Source organism: Nitrospirota bacterium, from assembly GCA_035516965.1.
Taxonomy (GTDB): Bacteria; Nitrospirota; UBA9217; order UBA9217; family UBA9217; genus MHEA01.
Genome location: DATIZR010000093.1, coordinates 79,653 through 100,092 on the forward strand (window position 1 = coordinate 79,653; position 20,440 = coordinate 100,092).

General features: G+C 60.0%; 20 protein-coding genes. 9 read left to right on the top strand and 11 right to left on the bottom strand.

Annotated features, from left to right (window positions below; translation table 11 throughout):
- From flaF to VL197_14275, 4 genes are all read right to left on the bottom strand, one after another.
- Positions 1-384, bottom strand: a complete 384-nt coding sequence (gene flaF / locus VL197_14260) for a flagellar biosynthesis regulator FlaF (GenBank protein ID HUJ19143.1) — start codon at positions 382-384, stop codon at positions 1-3.
- Complete coding sequence (locus VL197_14265) at positions 323-763, bottom strand: flagellar biosynthesis repressor FlbT (GenBank protein ID HUJ19144.1); 441 nt, start codon at positions 761-763, stop codon at positions 323-325. Before VL197_14265 ends, flaF begins: the two co-directional genes overlap by 62 nt.
- A 37-nt stretch (positions 764-800) precedes the next feature.
- Positions 801-1,283 carry a hypothetical protein gene (locus VL197_14270; GenBank protein HUJ19145.1) on the bottom strand — a complete coding sequence of 161 codons (483 nt, stop codon included), beginning with the start codon at positions 1,281-1,283 and terminating at the stop codon, positions 801-803.
- A gap of 70 nt (positions 1,284-1,353) precedes the next feature.
- Positions 1,354-2,184, bottom strand: coding sequence for a flagellin (locus VL197_14275; GenBank protein ID HUJ19146.1), 831 nt, complete (start codon positions 2,182-2,184; stop codon positions 1,354-1,356).
- Between the two features lie 322 nt (positions 2,185-2,506).
- Between VL197_14275 and VL197_14280 the strand changes: the two genes are divergently transcribed.
- The 9 genes from VL197_14280 to VL197_14320 all read left to right on the top strand — a co-directional run bounded on the left by VL197_14280 (position 2,507) and on the right by VL197_14320 (position 10,260).
- A complete protein-coding gene (locus VL197_14280) occupies positions 2,507-2,704 on the top strand; it encodes a hypothetical protein (GenBank protein HUJ19147.1) in 198 nt (65 codons plus the stop codon).
- A 19-nt stretch (positions 2,705-2,723) separates the two neighbouring features.
- A complete protein-coding gene (locus VL197_14285; GenBank protein ID HUJ19148.1) occupies positions 2,724-3,326 on the top strand; it encodes a response regulator in 603 nt (200 codons plus the stop codon).
- Positions 3,319-4,779, top strand: a complete 1,461-nt coding sequence (locus tag VL197_14290) for an HD domain-containing phosphohydrolase (GenBank protein ID HUJ19149.1) — start codon at positions 3,319-3,321, stop codon at positions 4,777-4,779. Before VL197_14285 ends, VL197_14290 begins: the two co-directional genes overlap by 8 nt.
- Positions 4,769-5,530 (top strand): PilZ domain-containing protein, encoded by a 762-nt coding sequence (locus VL197_14295; protein ID HUJ19150.1) that lies wholly within the window; start codon positions 4,769-4,771, stop codon positions 5,528-5,530. The genes VL197_14290 and VL197_14295 overlap by 11 nt, the downstream gene beginning before the upstream one ends.
- Before the next feature lie 7 nt (positions 5,531-5,537).
- Positions 5,538-6,308 carry a flagellar motor protein gene (locus tag VL197_14300; protein HUJ19151.1) on the top strand — a complete coding sequence of 257 codons (771 nt, stop codon included), beginning with the start codon at positions 5,538-5,540 and terminating at the stop codon, positions 6,306-6,308.
- A gap of 130 nt (positions 6,309-6,438) precedes the next feature.
- Positions 6,439-7,128: a flagellar motor protein MotB gene (locus VL197_14305; protein ID HUJ19152.1), complete on the top strand. Its 690-nt coding sequence runs from the start codon at positions 6,439-6,441 to the stop codon at positions 7,126-7,128.
- A complete protein-coding gene (locus tag VL197_14310) occupies positions 7,103-8,608 on the top strand; it encodes an ATP-binding protein (GenBank protein HUJ19153.1) in 1,506 nt (501 codons plus the stop codon). Before VL197_14305 ends, VL197_14310 begins: the two co-directional genes overlap by 26 nt.
- A 3-nt stretch (positions 8,609-8,611) precedes the next feature.
- Positions 8,612-9,469, top strand: a complete 858-nt coding sequence (motA, locus tag VL197_14315; protein ID HUJ19154.1) for a flagellar motor stator protein MotA — start codon at positions 8,612-8,614, stop codon at positions 9,467-9,469.
- The gene (locus VL197_14320; GenBank protein HUJ19155.1) at positions 9,466-10,260 is read left to right on the top strand and encodes a flagellar motor protein MotB; all 795 of its coding nucleotides are present in this window, start codon (positions 9,466-9,468) and stop codon (positions 10,258-10,260) included. Before motA ends, VL197_14320 begins: the two co-directional genes overlap by 4 nt.
- A 5-nt stretch (positions 10,261-10,265) precedes the next feature.
- Here the strand turns inward: VL197_14320 and VL197_14325 are convergent, their stop codons facing one another.
- From VL197_14325 to fliG, 7 genes are all read right to left on the bottom strand, one after another.
- On the bottom strand, positions 10,266-14,933 hold the full coding sequence (locus VL197_14325; protein HUJ19156.1) for a PAS domain S-box protein: 4,668 nt from the start codon (positions 14,931-14,933) through the stop codon (positions 10,266-10,268).
- 266 nt (positions 14,934-15,199) lie between these two features.
- A complete protein-coding gene (locus tag VL197_14330) occupies positions 15,200-16,234 on the bottom strand; it encodes a PilZ domain-containing protein (protein ID HUJ19157.1) in 1,035 nt (344 codons plus the stop codon).
- A gap of 92 nt (positions 16,235-16,326) precedes the next feature.
- Entirely contained in the window at positions 16,327-16,908 is a 582-nt protein-coding gene (locus tag VL197_14335) for a hypothetical protein (GenBank protein ID HUJ19158.1), read from the bottom strand.
- Positions 16,905-17,345 carry a flagellar export protein FliJ gene (gene fliJ / locus VL197_14340; GenBank protein ID HUJ19159.1) on the bottom strand — a complete coding sequence of 147 codons (441 nt, stop codon included), beginning with the start codon at positions 17,343-17,345 and terminating at the stop codon, positions 16,905-16,907. The genes VL197_14335 and fliJ overlap by 4 nt, the downstream gene beginning before the upstream one ends.
- The gene (locus VL197_14345; GenBank protein HUJ19160.1) at positions 17,342-18,661 is read right to left on the bottom strand and encodes a FliI/YscN family ATPase; all 1,320 of its coding nucleotides are present in this window, start codon (positions 18,659-18,661) and stop codon (positions 17,342-17,344) included. The genes fliJ and VL197_14345 overlap by 4 nt, the downstream gene beginning before the upstream one ends.
- Positions 18,658-19,269 carry a FliH/SctL family protein gene (locus tag VL197_14350; protein HUJ19161.1) on the bottom strand — a complete coding sequence of 204 codons (612 nt, stop codon included), beginning with the start codon at positions 19,267-19,269 and terminating at the stop codon, positions 18,658-18,660. The genes VL197_14345 and VL197_14350 overlap by 4 nt, the downstream gene beginning before the upstream one ends.
- Before the next feature lie 27 nt (positions 19,270-19,296).
- Positions 19,297-20,280, bottom strand: coding sequence for a flagellar motor switch protein FliG (fliG, locus tag VL197_14355; GenBank protein HUJ19162.1), 984 nt, complete (start codon positions 20,278-20,280; stop codon positions 19,297-19,299).
- Between the last annotated feature and the right edge of the window lie 160 nt (positions 20,281-20,440).

The following is a 20,440-nucleotide window of genomic DNA, read 5'->3' on the forward strand; positions in this document are numbered from 1 at the left end:
TCAGATAGCAGCGGGTGAGCCTCTGAGACCAGCCGCAATATTGATGTTGATGTTGATAATGGCCGCAAGCTTTTCCGGAACGGGCTGCGCCATGACCTCGAGAATGCGTTTGTCGATGAAGAGACTGAGCGACAGGATGTCCTCCCGGATCTTTCTGGGCATCGCGTTGTCCGAACCGGCAAGCTCGCTCTGGAATATGCTCCAGATTCGCTGGTTATACCGGAGCGCCTCGTCGAGACGTGCATCCCGGTCGGTTGCATCCCAGTTATTCTGCACATTCTGCAGCATGAGGGCGGCTTTCGTCAATACCGACGCCTCCAGCTCACGACCTGACTGAGTTGTCTTTTGGACCGTCCGGTATGCTTCCAGTTGATTTGCGAGCATTGTTCAAGACCTCCTGTTCATATTCTATCAGTTTCTGCGTCAGCTTCAGCGCCTGGTAGTAACGGCTGCTCAGGATGTTTGCGCTGATCTGGTCTATCATGCCCAGCGTGCTGGGCGCCGCGGTCACAACATCCCGCACGAGCTTCCAGTAGCTGTTGTGGTGCACAACAAGGTTTTTCTCGTCCACATACATGAGCTGGACGGTGAAGTAGATGCGCTTGCAGGGCGTGTCCGCGTCCTGTTCGCGGAGAATGTCCTTGTCCCTCAGTATCGGAACATTGTTCTCGACCATCAGGTCGCACCGGCTTCCGCCGTTCTGGACGACCGCTCCGCCGATGATCAGACGTTCATGGGGTTTTAAATTGATTTTCAGGGCCATAGCCTTCCGAATCCGTCAAACCGAAAATATATCAGCTTTATATTTTTACATTCACGATAGTTCCATGCTGCACGTGGTCCGCTGTCTGCGCTCGCTTCGGACTGATCGTTTCCTTATATTGCTTGAGGTCCGCGAGGGCGGCCGAAACTTCCCTGTCCGTGGACTTATCCGTCAGTTTGTTCGCCGTCAGTTTTTCTTTTAATTCAGGTGGGAGGGAAGACTTCCCTATCTCTTCCTGAACTCCCTTGATCCCCTTGATCAGATCGAGTCTCTGAGGACTTCCCAGAGGGAAGAACGGTGGAAAACTGAACATGATCGTTTTCAGCTGATCTTTAATGTAGTTGGTATTCGTCAAACTGGTCATTACCTGCGGCTCACGGATACCGGAGCTGCCTGTTGCTGATGAATTGAAGGTCTCCGATGATCTGGTCTGTGTTGAAACAGGTGAATTGCCCTTTCTCGCAGACAGTTGAGAACCATCCGCCTGGCTTGCCAGCATGTTAATGCCATTGATATCCATAATTGCGCCTCCGGAGTTTAGAAGAAGACGGGAGGCGAATCACCTCCCGTCTCGGTCCCAGATCCGTAAACTAGGCAAACAGCCTCAGTACTGATTGCGCTGCCTGCGAAGAGAGGCTCAGTGCCGTTGTGCCCAGAGACTGCCTGGTCTGCAGCATCAGCATGTTCGCACCTTCTTCGTTCATGTCAGCGAGCGTCAAGCTGTCAGAGCCCGCGGTGAGGGTATTCACCATTTGGGTCGTGAAGTCCTGGCGTGCCTGAATGATGCTGAGACCGGCCGAAAGTGCACCAGAGGTCGTTCTCAGCGTGGTCTTCGCCGTATTGAGCGCGGTTATGGTAGTATTGATGTCCGAAACACTCGAAGAGCTGGTTATGCCCACCGTACCGGTGTCGATCCCGAGGTCAGCCGATTTTGATGCAATGGATTTAACGGTGAGCGATGAGGTATTGTCCTCGTTAAAGTTCACGACGAGATCGCTCGAACCATTCAGCAGGTTTACGCCCTGATAATTGGCGTCGGTGACAACCGTATCCAGCTGGGCCATGAGGGTCGAATACTGCATCCCGATGACCGACAGTGCCGTAGTATCCGTCGTGGAAAGTGCTTGCTGGGCAAGACCTTTGGCAGCATCGATAAGCGTGCTGATCGTCGTGATACCGTTGTTTGCGACCTGGATCGCCTGGATACCCTGGCCCATGCCGTCCTTCAGAGCGGACAGGTCCGCTGCGCGGCCGTTCAGGGCCTGTGCTGCAAAGAATGAAACGGGGTTATCCAGCGCGCTGTTGACCTTCTTGCCCGAGGACAAACGTTCCTGTGTCCTGTTGAGAAGATCGACGGTGCTCTGAAGGCTGACGAGGTTGCTGCGCATTCCTGAGGTTAAGGTGATGTCATTGATAGCCATGATAGTGTTTCTCCTTTTCTGGGATTATTTCCCCGGCAATTCTTGCCAGGGTGTTTAAAGCTGCCGCGTTCGTTGCGGCTAACGTGCTAAAGGCATCTGAGGGGCCTGTGTTCTTTCGTCTCCTTTCCGCCCGTATTTTCTTTTGCCTTCGCTTTCTGCATTCGTCCCTCTTATCGGCCGCGGGAGGGAAAACTTTAACGAAAAGCGCGTGGATCGCGGCTGTCCTGCTTCCGACTCCCGGGAAAAACGCCTAAAGTTTTCCGCGAATCGTCCGATATGAGGACCAAAGGCATGGCCGGCCGCGGTGCCGGCGGAGGCGCAGATGACCGTCTTTCCGTTTCAGTTAACCGAGGTGATGCACCTCTACAACAGGGTCTCCAAGCTCAAACCGTCAACGATCCTCGACAAAGAGCCCGGCGAACCGAAGGATGTCGTGAACATATCAGCCGAAGGGAAGAAGCGGCAGATCCTCGACCAGGCCCGGAACGAGGTGCTGGACCAGATCCGGAAGACGAAATAATAACGGCGGACCATGAGACTTGGATAAAAAAGCGTTTCGCATACTCGTTGCCGATGATGACGACATCGCCCTCGACGTCGTGAGCATGCTCCTCTCCCGGGAGGGCTACTCGGTCGCTCCCGTCAAGGACGGCCTGGAGGCCATCGACCGGCTCCGGCTTGAGGAGTTCCACCTGGTCATTACCGACCTGATGATGCCCGGGGCCGGCGGCATCGAAGTCCTGAAATATGCCTCCCGGAGCAATGCCGATATCGCCGTAGTCATCCTGACGGCCTACGGCACCCTCGATACCACGCTCGAGGCAATCAAGGAAGGGGCCTATGATTACCTCACCAAGCCCTTCCGGACCCAGGAGATCTCCATCATTGCCGAGCGCGCGTACCAGCGGGCCCTGCTCATCGCAGACAACCGGGACCTGAAGCGGAGCCTGCGCGACACCTACCGTGATATGGAGATCATCAAGACGGTCGCCGCGAGCGGAAATCCCGAGGTGACCACGGCCTGGCTCGAACGGATCGAGAGGCTCAGGACCATGAACGTGCTGCTCGCCGGCGAAGCCGAGGTGCTGAAGGAAAGGCTGGTCAGGGGAAATGGAAAAGGGCAGAATATTAATAGTGGATGATGATCCCCTCGTCCGGGACGTCCTGTCAGACATCTTCGAGCAGGCGGGGTCCTATGTGACCGAAAGCGCCCCGAACGGGACGGAAGGCATACAGAAGGTCAAGGATCATGATTATGATGTAGTGTTCACCGATCTCACCATGCCGGGCATCACCGGCATTGACTTCATGCGTGAGGCCGTGAAGCTGCGCCCGGCCCTGCCCGTCGTCGTCATCACCGGCCATTCGACCATGGACAACGCGGTCAACGCCATGCGTGAGGGCGCAAAGGACTTCCTGAGCAAGCCGTTCACCATGGCGTCCGTCACGTCCGTCGCCGAGCGGCTGATCGGGGAGCGGCGCCTCCTGGCAAAGCTCGCGCCGGACGGCGGATATGAGACCTGCATCGGCAGGCTGAACGCCGAGCTTTTCAAGAAACTTCAGGAAATAACCATCCTCCAGTCCATCAGCTCCGAACTCGACGCGATCTACGACAACAGGGAGGTCTACGAAAAGATCGTCGAGATGGCGTCGCGGCTGCTGCGCGTCAAGGAGGTCGCCTTCGGCATCGTCGAGGACGGGGTGTTCAGGGTCCGGTGCGCCGCCGGCGTTCCGGAGCGGGATTTCCCGGTGGCTGGCGGCATCTTTGAGCGTGTCGTTCGGACCCGTGAGCACTGCCTGTTCGGCATGGGCGACCGGAACCCGCACACGGGGAACCTGCTCGAATCCCCGCTCTTCGCGATCCCCTTCACCATCAATGGCGAGGTCTTCGGCATCGTCAGCCTCATGAACAAGGCCGACGGCAGCGCCTTCACCGAGGACGAGGTCTCCCTCGCCCTGACCTTCGCGAAGAAAGCGGCCCAACGCATAGAGAACAATGCCCTGTACGAGGTGTTCTACAATAATCTGATCAGTACGCTCAAGGCGCTCGTCATCAGCATCGAAGCGCGGGACTCCTACACCAAGCAGCATTCGGAGCGCGTGACGAACTACTCGCTCCAGGTCGCCGAAGCGATGGAACTCGGCGCCGAGGAGAAAGACGCGCTGCGGTTCGGGGGGTACTTGCACGACATCGGCAAGATCGGTGTTCGGGACACGATCCTCCTCAAGCCGGAGAAGCTCACGGACGAGGAGAAGACGGAGATCAACCTCCACCCGGTGATCGGCGCGAACATCATCGAACCCCTGCGGTTCTTTCCGAAGGAGCGGGAGCTCATCATGCACCACCATGAGAACTTCGACGGGTCCGGATACCCCGATGGTCTTGCCGGGGAGCGGATCCCGATCGCGGCGCGCATCCTGGCCGTCGCCGACGCCTACGATGCCATGACGTCGTCGAGGCCCTACCGCGCGGCAAAAAGCAGGGCCTTCGCCGTCGAGGAGCTCAGGCGCTGCTCCAACAGCCAGTTCGACGGTGAGGTCGTCCGCGTATTCCTGCAGACGCTGGGGGAAGGAGATCCGAGCCATGCCCATTGAGGCCGGCGTGCGGGTCGTCTTCCGCCTCATTGCGGAGTCGACGCTGCACCATGCGACGGTTGTCGCCATCGACGACAACGCGATAGTGCTCGAACCGGAATACAGCATTTCCGCCGACATCCCCCCCGGCCAGTATCTGCTCATCACGGGACCCGACACGGACATCGAGTATTACGGCGAGGTCATCGGCGGCGAAGGCTCGGCGCTGCGCCTCCGGCGCATGTGGACCGGCGAGCGAGGTTATTTCCGCGTCGATGATGTGTTCCCGTTCACGTGGCGGAAGATCCCGGAGGGCGAGCCGTACCGCGAGTCCTGCATCTTCTCAGGATACGGAATGGATGCGGCCGACCTGGAGCTCCCCGACGACAGCGCCAGCCCCCGGCTCTGGAAAATGCTGCTGGACATCAACGCGAAGCTCGACGTGGTCATCAGGCATCTGCATCTGGAGAGCGAAGGGCTCATCCGCGCCCGGGGCGTGCCGGTCAACCTCAGCGCGTCCGGTCTCCGCTTCAGGCTGGACAGCAGGCCGTCGATCGGCGACGATCTCGAGGTAAAAATACTGCTGCCGTCCTATCCGCCCGTCGGGGTGCTCGTGATCGGCCGGGTGGTCAGGATCGACGAACACGCGGCGGCCGGTTTCGACATTTCGCTCCATTTCATCGACCTGACCGATGAGGTGCGGGAAGTGATCATCCAGTATACGCTCAAGCGCCAGCGGGAGATCCTCAGCCGCCAGCGCCGGCGGGAGTAGGGGTGTCATGGACCGGGCAAGCATCATAGGACTGTTGGTCGGCCTGACCGCGCTGTTCGGAGGAAACCTCCTGGAGGGCGGCAGGGTCGACTCGATCCTCCAGCCCACCGCCGCGCTCGTGGTCTTCGGCGGCACGCTGGGTGCCACGCTCCTGAGCTTCCCTGCGCGGGATGTCTATAGTGCCGTGGCCGCTCTCCGGACCGTGTTCCGCGAGGACGGGTCGGAGGCCGAGGCCCTGATCCACGACATCATCCGGTTCTCCCATATCGCCCGCCGGAACGGCTTCGTAGCGCTGGAGCCCGAGGTTCCCCGGCATGCCAACGCCTGCCTCCGGAAAGCGCTCAAGCTGGCGATCGACGGCATGCTCCCGAAACTCCTGACGGATACCATGGAGCGGGACAACGCGACCTACGAGGACCGGGAACGGCGCATTGCCAAGGTGTTCGAAACGGCCGGCGGCTTCGCCCCCACCATCGGCATCATCGGCGCGGTCCTGGGGCTGATCCGCGTCATGGAGAACCTTTCCGATCCTGCGAAGCTCGGCGCCGGCATCGCCGTGGCCTTCGTCGCCACGATCTACGGCGTCGCCTCGGCAAACCTTGTTCTCCTGCCCATCGCCCGCAAGCTCATGAACCGTGCAAACCGGGAGCTTGCGCTCCGCGAGATGATCCTGGACGGGGTGATCGGGATCCAGGCGGGCGTCAACCCGCACTATCTCGAGGAAAAGCTGAGGGCCTTCGTGGAACGTGATGGACATGCGAAAAAGCAGGAAGCATGAGGAGCGAAGGATGCGATAAGCCGCCGGTTTCCGGGTCGGGCACAGAATGACGGGTCGGGGTACAAGTCGTACGAACCATGACGTGGTGCATATTCTCAACGGTAACGCTTGAGAACCGCGGATACACGCTATGCGAAGAAAGCGCAAAACCGAAGACCATGACAATCCCGACCGTTGGGTCGTGTCCTACGCCGACTTCATCACGCTCCTGTTCGCCTTCTTCACGACGCTCTACGCGATCAGCCACGTCGATCTGGGCAAGCTGGAGCGGTTCACCGGCTCCATGCAGTCCGCGTTCAAGACGAAACAGCGCAACGCGATCGACACGACGGTGATCGATGGCATCAGGCCGCCGGTCTACGCCGATGTGCGGCTCGAAAAAGAGTTACGGGAGGAGATCGGGAAATCTGGTATAATAGAGGGCGTTGTCGTCAGCCGTGACGACCGCGGCGTCATCGTCTCGTTCGAGGACGCGCTGCTCTTCGAGAGCAACGAGGCGGCGCTCAAAAAATCGGCGCGGCCGATCATCGCGATCGTTGCCGCGGCCGTCAGGAAGGCGGGCCGGACGGTCGTCATCGAGGGGCATACGGACAACCTGCCGCTCCGGAACAGCCGTTACTCGTCGAACATGGAGCTGTCGGCCGCCCGCTCCGCAAGCACCTTCGCCGCCCTGCTGAGCGAAGACCCCGGCGCACAGGACCGGATTTCCACGGCGGGGTACGGCGAATACCGGCCAATCGCCTCAAACGCGACCTTCGAGGGCCGGGCGCGCAACAGGAGGATAGATATCATCTTTGTCTCCCGGAAGGACGGAACATAAGATCCTCGTTGTCGAGGACCGGCCCGAACAGAGGTCCCGCATCAGCGCGGCCTTTGCCCTGCACGGGAAGGGCCTGGCACTGCAGTTCTCGCCGTCGCGGGCCGCGGCAGTGGAAGCCGTGAACCGGGAGAACATCGATGTCCTCTTCTTCGGCGGTGACGGGGCCGTGCCTGATTTTGTGAGGAGCGTCCTCGCGGACGGCCAGCGGAACACGGTCCTCATCATGATAACCGGCACGGATGATGAAGCGGCAAGGCTGGCGGCGATCCAGTCCGGCGTGGATGACTGCGTGCCCGCCGGCGCTGAGGGCATCGCCGGCTTCCCGGATGCCGCCCGGCGCGCCCTCGCGCGACGCGACGGGGAGCGGCGGCGCGCGGAGGAGCTGGACCTCGTAATCCGGAGCCAGGTCCAGTGGATGGCGATCCTCGATGCCATCACCGATTATATATTCGTCATCGACGACCAGCAGCGGCTGCTCAAGGTGAACAGCGCCTTCGCGGCGGTTCTTCAGATGCACCCCCGCGACGTGGTGGGGAAAAAGTGCTCTGATTTCTTCGGCACCGAGATCCTGAGCGAGTGCTCGACAAAGGACCTCGAGCACGACGGTAAACCGCGTACCTATGAAAAGGCCATCGGCGAAGAGACGTACCAGATCAGTATCTTCCCCCTCCAGGAGGCGGATCGCAGCCTGTCGATCCAGGTCATGAAGAACATCACCGAGCTCAGACGGCTCAAGGACCAGCTGCACCACGCGGACAAGCTTGCCTCCATTGGCCTGCTCGTTTCCGGCGTCGCTCATGAGATCAACAACCCCTTGACCGGCACCATCGCCTACACCGAGCTGCTCACGATGAAGGTGCCCGACGAGAGCATCAAGCGGGACCTGAACAAGATCCTCGAGAGCGCGGAGCGGTGCAAGAAGATCGTCGACAACCTCCTCACCTTCTCGCGCCAGCGAACACCGGCGAAGAGCCTCGAATCCGTCAACGACATCGTTGACCGGGCAATCGAACTGCGGGGTTACTGGCTCCGTTCGAGCGGCATCGAGGTCGTAAAGGACTACGACGCCCTTACCACGGTTTTCGTCGATGCGCAGCAGCTGCAGCAGGTCATCCTGAACATCCTGCTCAATGCGGAGCAGGCAATCGTCGGGGCCGGCCGGAACAGGGGCAGGATCACGTTCACTACGCGGTACCAGCGGGCGGACCGCAGGATTTTCATCCGCATCGCCGACAACGGGCCGGGGATCCCGCAGCGCATCATCTCCCGGATCTTCGATCCCTTTTTCACGACCAAACCCGTCGGCGTGGGGACCGGTCTGGGGCTGTCCATATCCCACGGCATCGTGAGCGAGCACGGAGGGACCATCCGTGCCGAAAATCTTGAAGAAGGAGGCGCCGCGTTCATCATCGAGCTCCCGACGGGGGCAGGTACGCTCCAGGAGGGATCGGAGCAGAGACGAAGCGGTCCGCACAAATAAGCCATGTTCGTCATTGTCGGAATAGGTATCGTGCTCGGGGCGGTCATCGGTGGCTTTCTCATGGAAGGGGGAAACCTGCACATTCTCTTCCAGCCCTCCGAGGTCGTCATCATTTTTGGCGCCGCCCTGGGCGGTTTTCTGATTTCCTCTCCGTCCAAGATCGTCGGCATCGTCTCGAAGAACGTCCTGACCATCGTCGGCGGGAAGAGCCACTCCAAGCGGCAGTACCTCGAACTCCTGTCGCTCCTGTACCAGCTCTTCTCGAAGATCCGGAAGGAAGGGCTGGTCTCCGTCGAGTCAGACATCGAGAACCCCGACCGGAGCCCCATCTTCCAGAAATTCGGCAGCGTGCTGTCCAACCACCACGTGGTGAACTTCATCTGCGACAACCTGAAGGTGATCGTCACGGCAAACGTGCCTCCCCATGAGCTGGACAACCTCATGGAGATCGAGATCGACACCCATCACCATGAGGCAATGATCCCCTCGCACAGCGTCGCGCGCGTCGCCGACGCCCTGCCCGGCCTCGGCATCGTGGCGGCGGTCCTCGGCGTGGTGCTCACCATGGGCAAGATCGACCAGCCGCCGTCCGTGCTCGGCCACAGCATCGGCGCGGCGCTCGTCGGCACGTTCCTCGGCGTGCTCATGTGCTACGGGTTCGTCGGCCCCATTGCCGCCAATCTGGAGCACCAGGCCCAGGAGAAGGGCTTTTTCCTGCAGGTCATCAAGGTCGCCCTCGTGGCGTTCGTCGGCGGCTCCGCACCCCAGATGGCGGTGGAATTCGGCAGACGGGCGATCCCGGATGTTGAAAAGCCGACCTTCAGCGAGCTGGAAAACCAGGTCAGGGGCAAGGCAAAATGAGCGACCAGAAGTCCAAGATCATCATTAAAAAGGTGAAGAAGGTATCCGGCGGAGGAGGACACGGCGGGAGCTGGAAGGTTGCCTATGCCGACTTTGTGACGGCCATGATGGCCTTTTTCCTGCTCCTGTGGCTGATCACCATGGTCGCGCCCGAGAAGCGCGCGCGCATGTCGAACTACTTCAAGAGCTTCAGCATCTTCCAGCACAGCGGCACGTCGTTCATGGAGAAATCAAGCGAGCTGTTCAATCAGGCCGGCGAATCGCAGGACAAGCTCTCGGCCGACGCCCTGGCCAAGTTCCAGACCCGCAGCAAGGAGGAGGTCAAGGAGTCGATCAAGAAGGCCATTGAGGTCAAGCTGGGGGATATCAAGGACCAGATCATGGTCGATGTGTTCGAGGGGGGGGTGCGGATCCAGCTGGTGGACAAGGCGGGCAAACCCATGTTCGACCTCGGCTCGCCCGAACCCACGCCGCTCGCCACCCGGATCATGCAGGTGCTGGGCGACCAGATCAAGGCCATGCCGAACCCGGTCTCCGTGGAGGGCCACACCGATTCCCTGGCCTTCCGGTCGTCAGCGACGCGCGGCAACTGGGAGCTTTCCACCGAACGGGCGCTCTCGGCAAAGAAGCAGCTCGAAGGCTACGGCCTGAACCCCAACCGCCTGACCCGGGTCGCCGGCTACGCCGATACGGTCCCTTTCATCCAGGAAGACCCCGAGGACCCGCGGAACCGCAGGATCAGCATCATTCTCCTCTTTCCCCAGGCCCCGCCCGCCATCTCTTCCCGATAGGACAGTCAGCCTGCCTGCTCCCCCGGACTCCGATCCAACGCACCCCGGACCTTCTTCAGAAGTTCGGACGGAGCAATGGGTTTCAGGATCATCTCGGCACCGTCTCCGAGGAGCCCCTTTTGCTTGATGACATCGGCCGGGTAGCCGCTCATGAACAGAATCCTGGTACCTGGCACCGTCTTCCTGACCGCGTTCATCACCTCGCCGCCGTTCATGCGCGGCATGATCGCGTCGCACAGAACGAGCCGGATGCTGTCCCTGTTCTCCAGGAACCGCTCCAGGGCGTCTTTGCCGTCGACGGCCGTGATCACCGTGTAGCCGAATTCCGAGAGCGTCGCTTTCACGAGCGCCCTCATGGCCTCATCGTCTTCCGCAACAAGAATGGTTTCAGTCCCCCGCAGATGATCGCCCGCCAGGGGTCGGGCTGCCTTCTCCACGCGGGCCTCGTCCGCTCTATCCAGGAGCGGCAGGTAGATCTTGAACGTCGTGCCCATTCTCGGCTCGCTGTAGCAATGGATGAACCCGCCATGCTGCTTAATGATGCCATAGACCATCGAAAGGCCGAGCCCGGTGCCCCGCCCGAGGTCCTTCGTGGTGAAGAAGGGCTCGAAGATCTTTTCCCTGGTCTTCTCGTCCATGCCGGCGCCGGTGTCGGCGACAGAGAGTACGACGTATTTCGAATCCTTGCCGTTCCTTGCCTCTTCGCCGAGGGCATCGGATTCAACAACGGCCGTTTCCAGGGACAAGAGACCCCCCTGTTGCATGGCATCGCGGGCATTCGTTGCCAGGTTCATCAGGACCTGCTCGATCTGGCCGGAGTCGGCATTCACGATGACCGGGCCGGGTGCCAGCGCGGTCCGGAGGTCGATGTCTTCGCCGATGATCCTCTGGAGCAGTTTTTCGACGCGCCTGATGTTCTCATTGATATCGATCGGTGCCAGGCTGGTTATCTGTTTTCTGCTGAAGGTCAGCAGGCTCCGGGTGAGGCTTGCGGCCCGGTCGGTTCCGGAGAGTATCTGGTCGACAAAAGGCCTGCCAGGGTCGTTCTCATGCATTCTCATGAGGAGCAATGAAGCATAGCCCACGATCGCGGACAGGATGTTGTTGAAGTCATGGGCGATGCCGCCCGTGAGCTGGCCGACGGCCTCCATTTTCTGCGCCTGGCGGAGCTGGCTTTCGAGCTTCTTTTTCTCGGAGATGTCGAGGAGCGCCCCGATGATCGCCGGTTTGCCAAAATAAAATGCTCGGGAGCCATACGTTTCGATATGGACGATTTCGCCCGTTGCCTTTTGCCCCCTGAATTCATAATTGGTGAACTGCTTCTCGCCGGAGATCCTTTTTTCAATGTTCTCCGTGACGATATGCCAGTCTTCGGGTACAACGAGATCCCGGGGTCTCTTATGCTCGATGATATCGTCAACACTGAAACCGAACATCTCCCCAAGCCGCGGGTTCACATACTTGAATGCATCGTCCTGTATGATGTACGTGCCTACCAGCGACTGCTCGGCCAGACTTCTGAATTTATTCTCCGATTCCTTGAGCTGTTCCTCGAAGAGCTTGTGCTCCGTAACGTCCGTCATGATATGAACGCCGCCGACAAGCCTGCCGGACTGGTCGATGATCGGATCGGCTGTGACGCTGAACCAGCGTCTGAGCATCTGCTGGACCGAGGTCTCCCTGCGGCGGGATCGCAGCATCTTCCGGAAAGGGCAGTCGTCGATACGTTCATCTGCGCCATGGATCACTTCCCAGCAGGGATGGCTGACGATCTCCTGCGGGTACCTGTCCAAGAGCTCGATCATTTCCTTGTTGCACCGCTGGATCGTTCCGTTCTGGTCTATGATGCTGACCGCGTCATGGATGGCGTCAAAGGTGTTGTTCCACATCTGAACGGACGACCGGAGTTCCGCCTCCATCCGCTTTCGGGCTGTAATGTCCGCAAACATCCCCAGAAGGCACTCTTCGCCCGCAAGCTCGATCCGCTCTGCCGATATGAGCAGGTCTCCGGTTTCACCTGTCTTTCGGCGGAATTTCGCTTCAAGATTCTGGACGCGCCCCAGCTCGCGCAGCGTTTTCGCCATAGCTGCCCGGTCTTCGACATTGACCCATTGCTGAAGCTCGACCGATGTATGGCCGATGACCTCCTGACGGTCAAACCCATAGACGCTCAGGAAAGCGTCATTCGCATCGTAGATCGTGCCGTCGGAAAGCCGGGAGATCACGATGCCGATCGGGCTGCTGTGAAAAACCGTCGAGAAACGCGACTCGCTCTCCCGCAGCGCATCCTCGGTGCGGAATTTCGCCAAAGCCACGGCAAGCTGGTCCGCCAGCCTCTCCCAGGCACTGATCGTCTCCCGGGAGAAAGCCCCTGTCCGTCGGTCGTTCAACTGCAGAAGCCCCAATCGCTGATCACCGAGGCGCAGGGGAAGCAGTGCCACCGACTCGTATCCCTCGCCGTTGCACCGGTTGCGCGTGCGCGCCTGCCGGTCCGCTTCGGTGGTGCTGCGCAGGAGCTCCGTTGTGTTGTTGCTCCAGAAGCTCCCGTGCTCCGTGAAGAACGGTTTTGAGGGGTTGAATCGCCCGCAGATCACCTTGCCGCACATGCATTCGAGAATGGGATTGCCTTCTTTGTCCCGGATCATGCAGTCTGCACTGTCCCGTGCGCAGAGTCTGCTCTCCGCAAGGACGAATTCCTCGGGGAATCCCCGGGCCTCGAAGTAAGGATAGTCCTCACCTTCACGCAGCCGGATGCCGACCGCCTCGCACCCGGATTGCTGCTGGAAAAAGGTCGTGGCCGCCCTGATCAGGTCCTGCGTCCCTGTGCTTTCATTCACCAGGCGAAGGAAATCAATCGTTCTCTCGCGCTCCTGCTCCGCCCGTTTGCGCCCGGTGATCACGTCGAAGACGGCCACGAAATGTTCCGGCTGGGGGCAATACACGGAGATGGAGAACCACATCTGAAGTGCCGCGACGAACATTTCGAAGCGTTCGGGCGTTCCGGTCAGTGCGACCCTTCCATAGATCTCGAAGAGCTTCGGGTCGGCTTCGCGTATGCCCGGGATCACCTCCGTGACCTTTTTCCCGACGACGCTTGTCAACCCCGTTAAGCTTTCGAACGTCTTATTGACATCGAGATAAATGAAGTCGGTCGGCTCTCCGTTCGCGAAGACCATTCTGCAGTGAGCGAATCCCTCGACCATGTTCTCGAACAATGACCTAAACCGTTTTTCGCTCTTGCTGAGGGCGTTCTCCGCCCGCTTGAATTCGGTGATGTCTTCAACCGCCTCAATAGCGGCCGAAACGGACCCGTCGGGCGCAAGAACCGGCGCGGAAATTACTTTGTAGTAGCGAATTCCTTCAGGAGTCGGCGTTTCGGTAATCGAGGCATGAATCTTCCCGTCCTGGAGAGAACGCACGGTGGGACAGTAAGAACAGACGACTTTCCCGGGGGGAACATTGAAGCTTTTGTAGCAAATGGGCCGTTGGCCGTCATCCACATGGGGAAACCACTTTTTCATGACGGGATTCATGGAAACGATCTCCATCTGTGGATTTATGAGGGCAATGCCGATGCCGATATTGACAAAGATCGAGGAGAACATTTCCTCGCTGGCACGCAATTTCTCTTCCGCGCTCCTGCGCTCGGTGATGTTGTCGAAAACGGCAACAAAATGTTCTTTCTCGGGACTGTAGACGGATGTCGTGAACCATTTTCCCAGCGCGTCAACGTATATCTCGAACCGCTCAGGCCTGCCGGTCAATGCCACCCTTCCATAGACCTCGAACAAGTCGGGATGGGCCTCTCTAATTCCGGGGATGACCTCGCTGACCTTTTTTCCAACCACGTTCCTCAAACCCGTCAACCGCTCGAATGAGGGGTTGACATCGAGATAGACGAAATCCTGTGGCCGGCCCTCGTCATACAGCATGCGGCAGTAGGAGAAACCATCGAGCATGTTCTCGAACAGCGAGTGGTAGCTTCTTTCGCTCCCCTGCAGTTCGGCGGTCCGCTCGTCTACCAGTTCCTCCAGGTGATGATGATGTCGCCTTAATTCGGCTTCCGCCTTCCTGCTCTCGGTGACATCGCGGATGATCGCCTGGGATATTTTCTTGCCGCCGTAATCAATGATCGTTATCGTGCCTGTTATCTCAACGGGAACTTTCGCGGCGTCCTTTCTCAATATATGGACATCGCTTATCACCACGCCGCCCCTCGCAACGGCTTCTGCGAACGAGCGGAGCGCTTTTTCGGCTTCATCTGCAGGATGGAGCCTCGAGATTTCCATGGCGATCAGCTCGTTCTTCGTGTAACCGGACAGTTCTTCCGCCCTGCGGTTGACCTCGACAATTCTCCCGTCAAGGTCGGTCAGCAGTATTGCCTCTCCGGCATCTTTCATCAAGGCGCGGTATTTCTGCTCCGAATCCTGGAGCAGCCTGTCCGTGAGCCTGACCATGGATAAGAGGAGCGGAGCCACGAGCGAAGGGACAACGAATGCATCGATGGTGCCTATTTTGAGGAGGTCGTAGGAAACGCTTCCCCACCACAGCAACCCAAGAAAGGCGTTCATAAGCGCCGTAAAGATTTCCGAGGCAATGACGGCGATCAGGAGCAGCAGCCACATGTTTGTGGTCTTGATCTTCTGGAATATAAAGTGGGTAATGCTTCTCATGAATTGAGATTTACACCCGTTGTGGGGATTCGTGACCGGCAGGGAGCGCTGCAGATCCTGCCCCCACGCCTGCGGCAGTCACGATATCTTATCGGAATCGAAGAGGTAATTCTTTACCTGGTCATCAAAATATACTCCTGCGGGGCCACGTTGTCTGTCGGGGAGGTTTGACCCGGTATGAAGAATCCCGATTCATTTTGATGTAATGCTCTATGAGGTCGGAAACGCCGGCTTCAGGGAAGGATCGCCGGAAGGGCCGCCTGCTCTCACAGGTTCCTGAGCAGGCCGACGATCTCGGCTTCGCGCTTCATCACGTATTTTGCGAGGTTTTCTTCGTCCCAGGGATGGGTCCTGATCTCGGCGCCGTACCGGATGCCGTCGCCGCAGTCCTTTTTGAAGCGGATGGTCCCGTTCGTCACGACGACGGCCTGGGGATCGGGAAGCATGATCGTCATGCTGTACTCGCGGTCGACGGGCAGATCGCGGCTGCAGAGAAATCCGATCCCCCTCGTGCTGATGTCCATGACCCTGAACTGCGTGGTGGGCTCGTTTGGGATGTTCACGTAGAGGACGACGGGCCTGTTCGGGTTTGGCTGGATGCGCATCTCCCGCGTGATAAAGAGACTCGCCGGCACCGATATCGTCAGCTCCCCGGCGGCCACCTGGCGGACTGAAACGCTCGAGCCGTGGTTCCTGTGTTTGTACGTGAAGTACACGCGGACCGGCATGTCCTTCTTCATACTGCGGAGCAGCAATGACTGCTTGAACTTGTGCAGGACGACTGCCTCGTTCAACACTTCCCTGATGGTACAGATGCCCCGTGCGGTGACCGCCTCGCCTTCCTGCCGGGTCTCGAACGCGAGAATGACGGGCAGCGCCTTTTTCTGCACATGATCGAGCCGCTCCTGGATCGCCAGCACGTCGGTGATCGGTGCTTCATCCGACCGGTCCCCGGGGTCCCCGCAGGTGTTGTCATCCGCCCTGCCGTTCCGCTCGGCCGCGAGCTTGAGCACCACATGCACGATGTTCCTGACCTCGGCGCTTCCGATCCGCTTCAGGTCCAGGACCAGGGCGTTGTACCGATGCAGGTCTCCTGTAACGATGGTAGGTTCCTCGGCGATCAGCAGGATCGGGCCGCGAATACCGTGCTCCCGCGCGGTGGAGAGAAAGGTGAGGTAGTCGTCATCAAGTCCGATGACCGCGACGTCGCCGGGCGCCGACTGGGAGAGGAACAGGTCCCCGAGCTGGTCGCGGCGTTCGATCCGGAGGGGGAGCTCCGTGACGCGGAGCAGGTCGTTCATGGGGGATGTCGTCCAAACGTGCATGGTTCGTTCCGCGGGGATTTACGGGAGCTCGCATCCGTCGCCGGCGTCGGGTATATCACCTTGAGCATTCATTCCTGTGCCCGTGCTTTGCCGTCTGCATTTTGACCTTTGGTATTTTTGACGCTGAGTGCGGTCATGCTCTTCGTGAGCGTTGCCGCCTTGCGGGGCTCCATGAGGGCGATGATGGCGCCGGCCTTCTTGCTCTTCATCCTCGTCATGATCAGGAGCGCCGTGTCTTCATCGAGCGCGGCGAGCCGTGGAGCGGCGTCCTCGGCAGGCATCACCTCGTAGGCCTTGACCACGTTCTCGATCTTCTCGCCCTTGATCTGCTCCACGCGCTTGAGGGCGGCTTCGACCTGGGCGAGCAGCCTCGTATAGGCCTCTATCTTCCCGTCCACTTCCTTTTTCAGGACGAGGAGCTGCTGCTCTTCCCGCTTCAGGGACTCTTCCTTCTCCTTCAGCTCGACTCGCTTCTCCTCGATGATCCGGAGCATGTCGTCGGCGGCAAATGCGGAGGGTACCGGAAAATAGACTGCCACTGTCAGACAAAGACAAAACAGCAAGGCACCTCTGCGGTTCGTCTTCAGTCCATCTTCGATCTTCCGCCTTCCGTCCGCTGACGACGGTCTTCTATCCCCGATTCTCTTCATTGCGCCCCCCTCCGGGAGATGAACGCATAATCCTGCTCTTTCTGTTCCGCCTGGCCTGCCTGCCGGGCCTCGTGCCCCGCGATCCGGTCTTGCAGCTTGCCGACGAGGCGCTGCTCCTTATAGGCCTCGACCAGAGCCTGCTGCCGTACATCCACGTCTTCGCGGCGGATCTCCACGATCCTCTTCTGCTGCTCGATCTGCTTGCCCAGGTGCTTGATATAGACGTAGTAGAGCTCCATCTCCCGGACGGGAAGCATTCCCCGCGTCTGCCGGTCGGTAAACTCCCCGCAGGTCGTCCTATGCTGCTGCTCGAAGCCGTCCAGGGCCGCCTGCTCGTGGTCGAGCCGCTCCCGGGCCTTCTTCACCTCTGCTTCGAGCTGCTCCGTTGTGAACTCCTTGACTTCCAGCACCCGTGAGAGGATTTTGTGCCTGGTCATACCCTGCCCTCTGCGTTCTCAAAGAGAAAATACAGCCCCTGGAGGCTGTCGCCGAAATCCCGCCGCTCCTTCATGCCTTGTCTGAGATACGTCCTCAGCCGGTCGACCATCGAGATGGCGTGGTCCACCTTCGGATTCGATCCCGCCTTGTATGCGCCGAGGTTGATCATGTCCTCCACCCGTTTATAGTTCGCAAGGGTCTCCACGAACCGCGAGGCGAGCTCCTTGTGCTTCGCATCAACGATATCGGGCATCACCCTGCTGATGCTCTGCAGCACGTCGATCGCCGGGTAGTGGCTCTCCATGGCGAGCTCGCGCGACAGCACGATATGCCCGTCCAGGATCGCCCGGGCCGAGTCCGCCACCGGCTCCTGCATGTCGTCGCCCTCCACGAGGACGGTGTACAGCCCGGTGATGCTTCCCGGCCCCTCCGAGGTCCCGACCCGCTCGAGCAGCCGCGGCAGCAAGGCGAAGACCGAAGGGGTGTAGCCCTTGGAGGTCGGGGGCTCGCCCGTGGCAAGCCCGATCTCGCGCTGGGCCATGGCCACGCGGGTGAGGGAGTCCATGAGCAGCAGGACGTCCGCGCCCCGGTCCCGGAAGTACTCGGCGATGGCCGTGGCAGCCAGGGCGCCGCGCACCTTGGCCAGCGGCGGCTGCTCCGATGTCGAAACGACGATGACGGACTTCTTCATGCCCTCTTCGCCGAGGTCCTTTTCGATGAACTCGCGTACTTCCCGGCCGCGCTCCCCGATCATCGCGATGACGTTCACCGCGGCGGCCGTGTACCGGGCCATCATGCCGAGGAGCACGCTCTTGCCCACGCCCGAACCGGCCATGATCCCGATGCGCTGCCCCTTGCCGCACGTGAGCAGCCCGTTGATGGCCCGGATGCCGAGATCGATGGGATCGGTGATGCGACGCCGTTTGAGCGGGTGCGGGGTCGTTGAGGAAAGGGGGTAGTCGATCCCCGTGATCGGGCCCTTGCCGTCGATCGGCTCGCCCCGGTCGTTGATGACGCGGCCGATGAGCGACGGCGAGACCCGGATCGAGACCTTTCTGCCCGCCGGCAGCACCCTGCTGCCCGGCCGGATGTCGGAAAGGTCCCCCACGGCCATGAGCAGCACCTTGCCGTCGCGGAACCCCACAACCTCGGCGTCGATGGAGACATGATCGGAGATGATGCGGCACGATTCCCCGATGCTCGCCTTGACGCCCGTGGCCTTGATGATGATGCCGGTGATCTCGATCACGCGGCCGTAGACCTTCATCGGCTCGGTCTCGGCGACTGCGCCAATATAGGAAGAAAGGTCGATCATGCCGTATCACCAGCCCCGCGGCGGTCTGCCATGTCCTTGATCAGGTTTTTGAGCTGCTCGTCGATGTCGGTCACCACATCCTCGACCGGGCCCATCACGACCGTGCCGAATCGGGTCATGGCCGGGTCGGCGTCGAACACGATGTCGGGGTGGATACGCGCCAGGTCCGGCTTGTGCTTCGAAAAGAAGTCGAACAGGGCAGGGTTCACTTTGATCGTGATCTGTCCTGTGCGCTCCAGCTTCAGGAGGCCCTCCTTCGCCATCGTGACGATCTGCTCGGGCTTCGCCGTGAGCTCGGCGACCACGATCTTCCGGGCGAGCGCCACGGCGAGCTCGACGCACTGGGGCTCTGCCTCCTTCACGATCCTCTGCTTCAGCGACGCCAGTTCATCGATCAGCGACTCCAGCTTGCCGAGGAGCACCTGCGCCCGCTGCTCCCCCATCTCGAACCCGGCCTTCTCTCCCATGGCGTACCCGCGCTCGTAGGCCTCCCGCTCTACGTGGTCGGCGCTGTGGCCGATCGAGGAGTCGCTCTTCAGCTTCGGCATGCTGAAAACCGTGACCATGTTCAATACTCCCGCCTCGCTTTTGCCCCTCACACGATCCACCCTTCCTCCGGCCCGGAGGCCGGCACCCTAGACAACCACTTCCTCGCCGCCACGTCCCGCAAGCACGATCTTGCCTTCGGCCTCCAGCCGCCTGGCAATCTTCACGATGTTCTGCTGCGCCTTGTCCACATCGGACACCTTGACGGGCCCGCGCGTCTGCATGTCCTCCTTCAGGATCTGGGCGGCGCGCTGCGACATGTTGCGGAAGATCTTTTCCTTGAGCGCTTCCGACGCCGTCTTGAGCGCAAGCGTGAGCTCCTCGGAGCTGGCCTCCTTCAGGATCATCTGGATGCCGCGGTCGTCGACCTTCACGAGGTCGTCGAACACGAACATGAGCTTCCGGATCGAATCGGCGAGCGTGTTGTTCTGCTCCTCGATCCTGCCGATCACAGACTGCTCCGTAGCCCGGTCGCACTGGTTCAGGATCTCGGCGATCATACGGCTCCCACCCAGCTTTTTTCCCTTGCTCTTGCCGATCTCGAGCTGGCCCTTCAGCACTTCCTTCAGCTCTTCGATCGCGGTCTCCGGGATCCGCTCGGTCATCGCGATCCGCATGGCCACGTCCGCCTTCACCGTCTCGGGCAGGGCCGACAGCACCTCGGCGGCCTGGGCCGGTTCGAGCAGGCAGATGATCAGCGCGATGGTCTGCGGGTGCTCCGTCACCAGGAAGGTCACCAGCGTCTTGGCGTCCACCCACCGCAGCGAATCGAGAGGGCCTTCTTTCGACGCCATTTCCATGATCTTCTGCGCGCCGTCCTCGCCCAGACCCTTGGACAGGATCTTCTTGATGTACTCCTCGCCGCCGACGCGCATGTCGCCGCGGGAGACCGTGTCGGAGACCTCCTGCAGCACGTTGTCGATCGCGACCTTGGTTACGGTCTTGAGCCTCGTCATCTGCATGGTAATCCTGCCGATCTCCTTTACATCGAGACCCTTCAGCACCTCGGCCGCCGCGTCTTCGCCGAGGGTGCTCAGGAAGATGGCTGCTTTTTCATATCCGCTTAACGGCATGGAAGCTCCTGTCCCGGATAAACCGGAAACAACACCTGTTAACCACGAAGCACGCGACGTTCACGAAAAAAGCAAAGAGAAAACAGCCAGAGGGTTAAAACTTCGTGGCTTTCGTGATCTTCGCGGTAAAATTTTGGCACTGCAACACGGGACCGTGCCG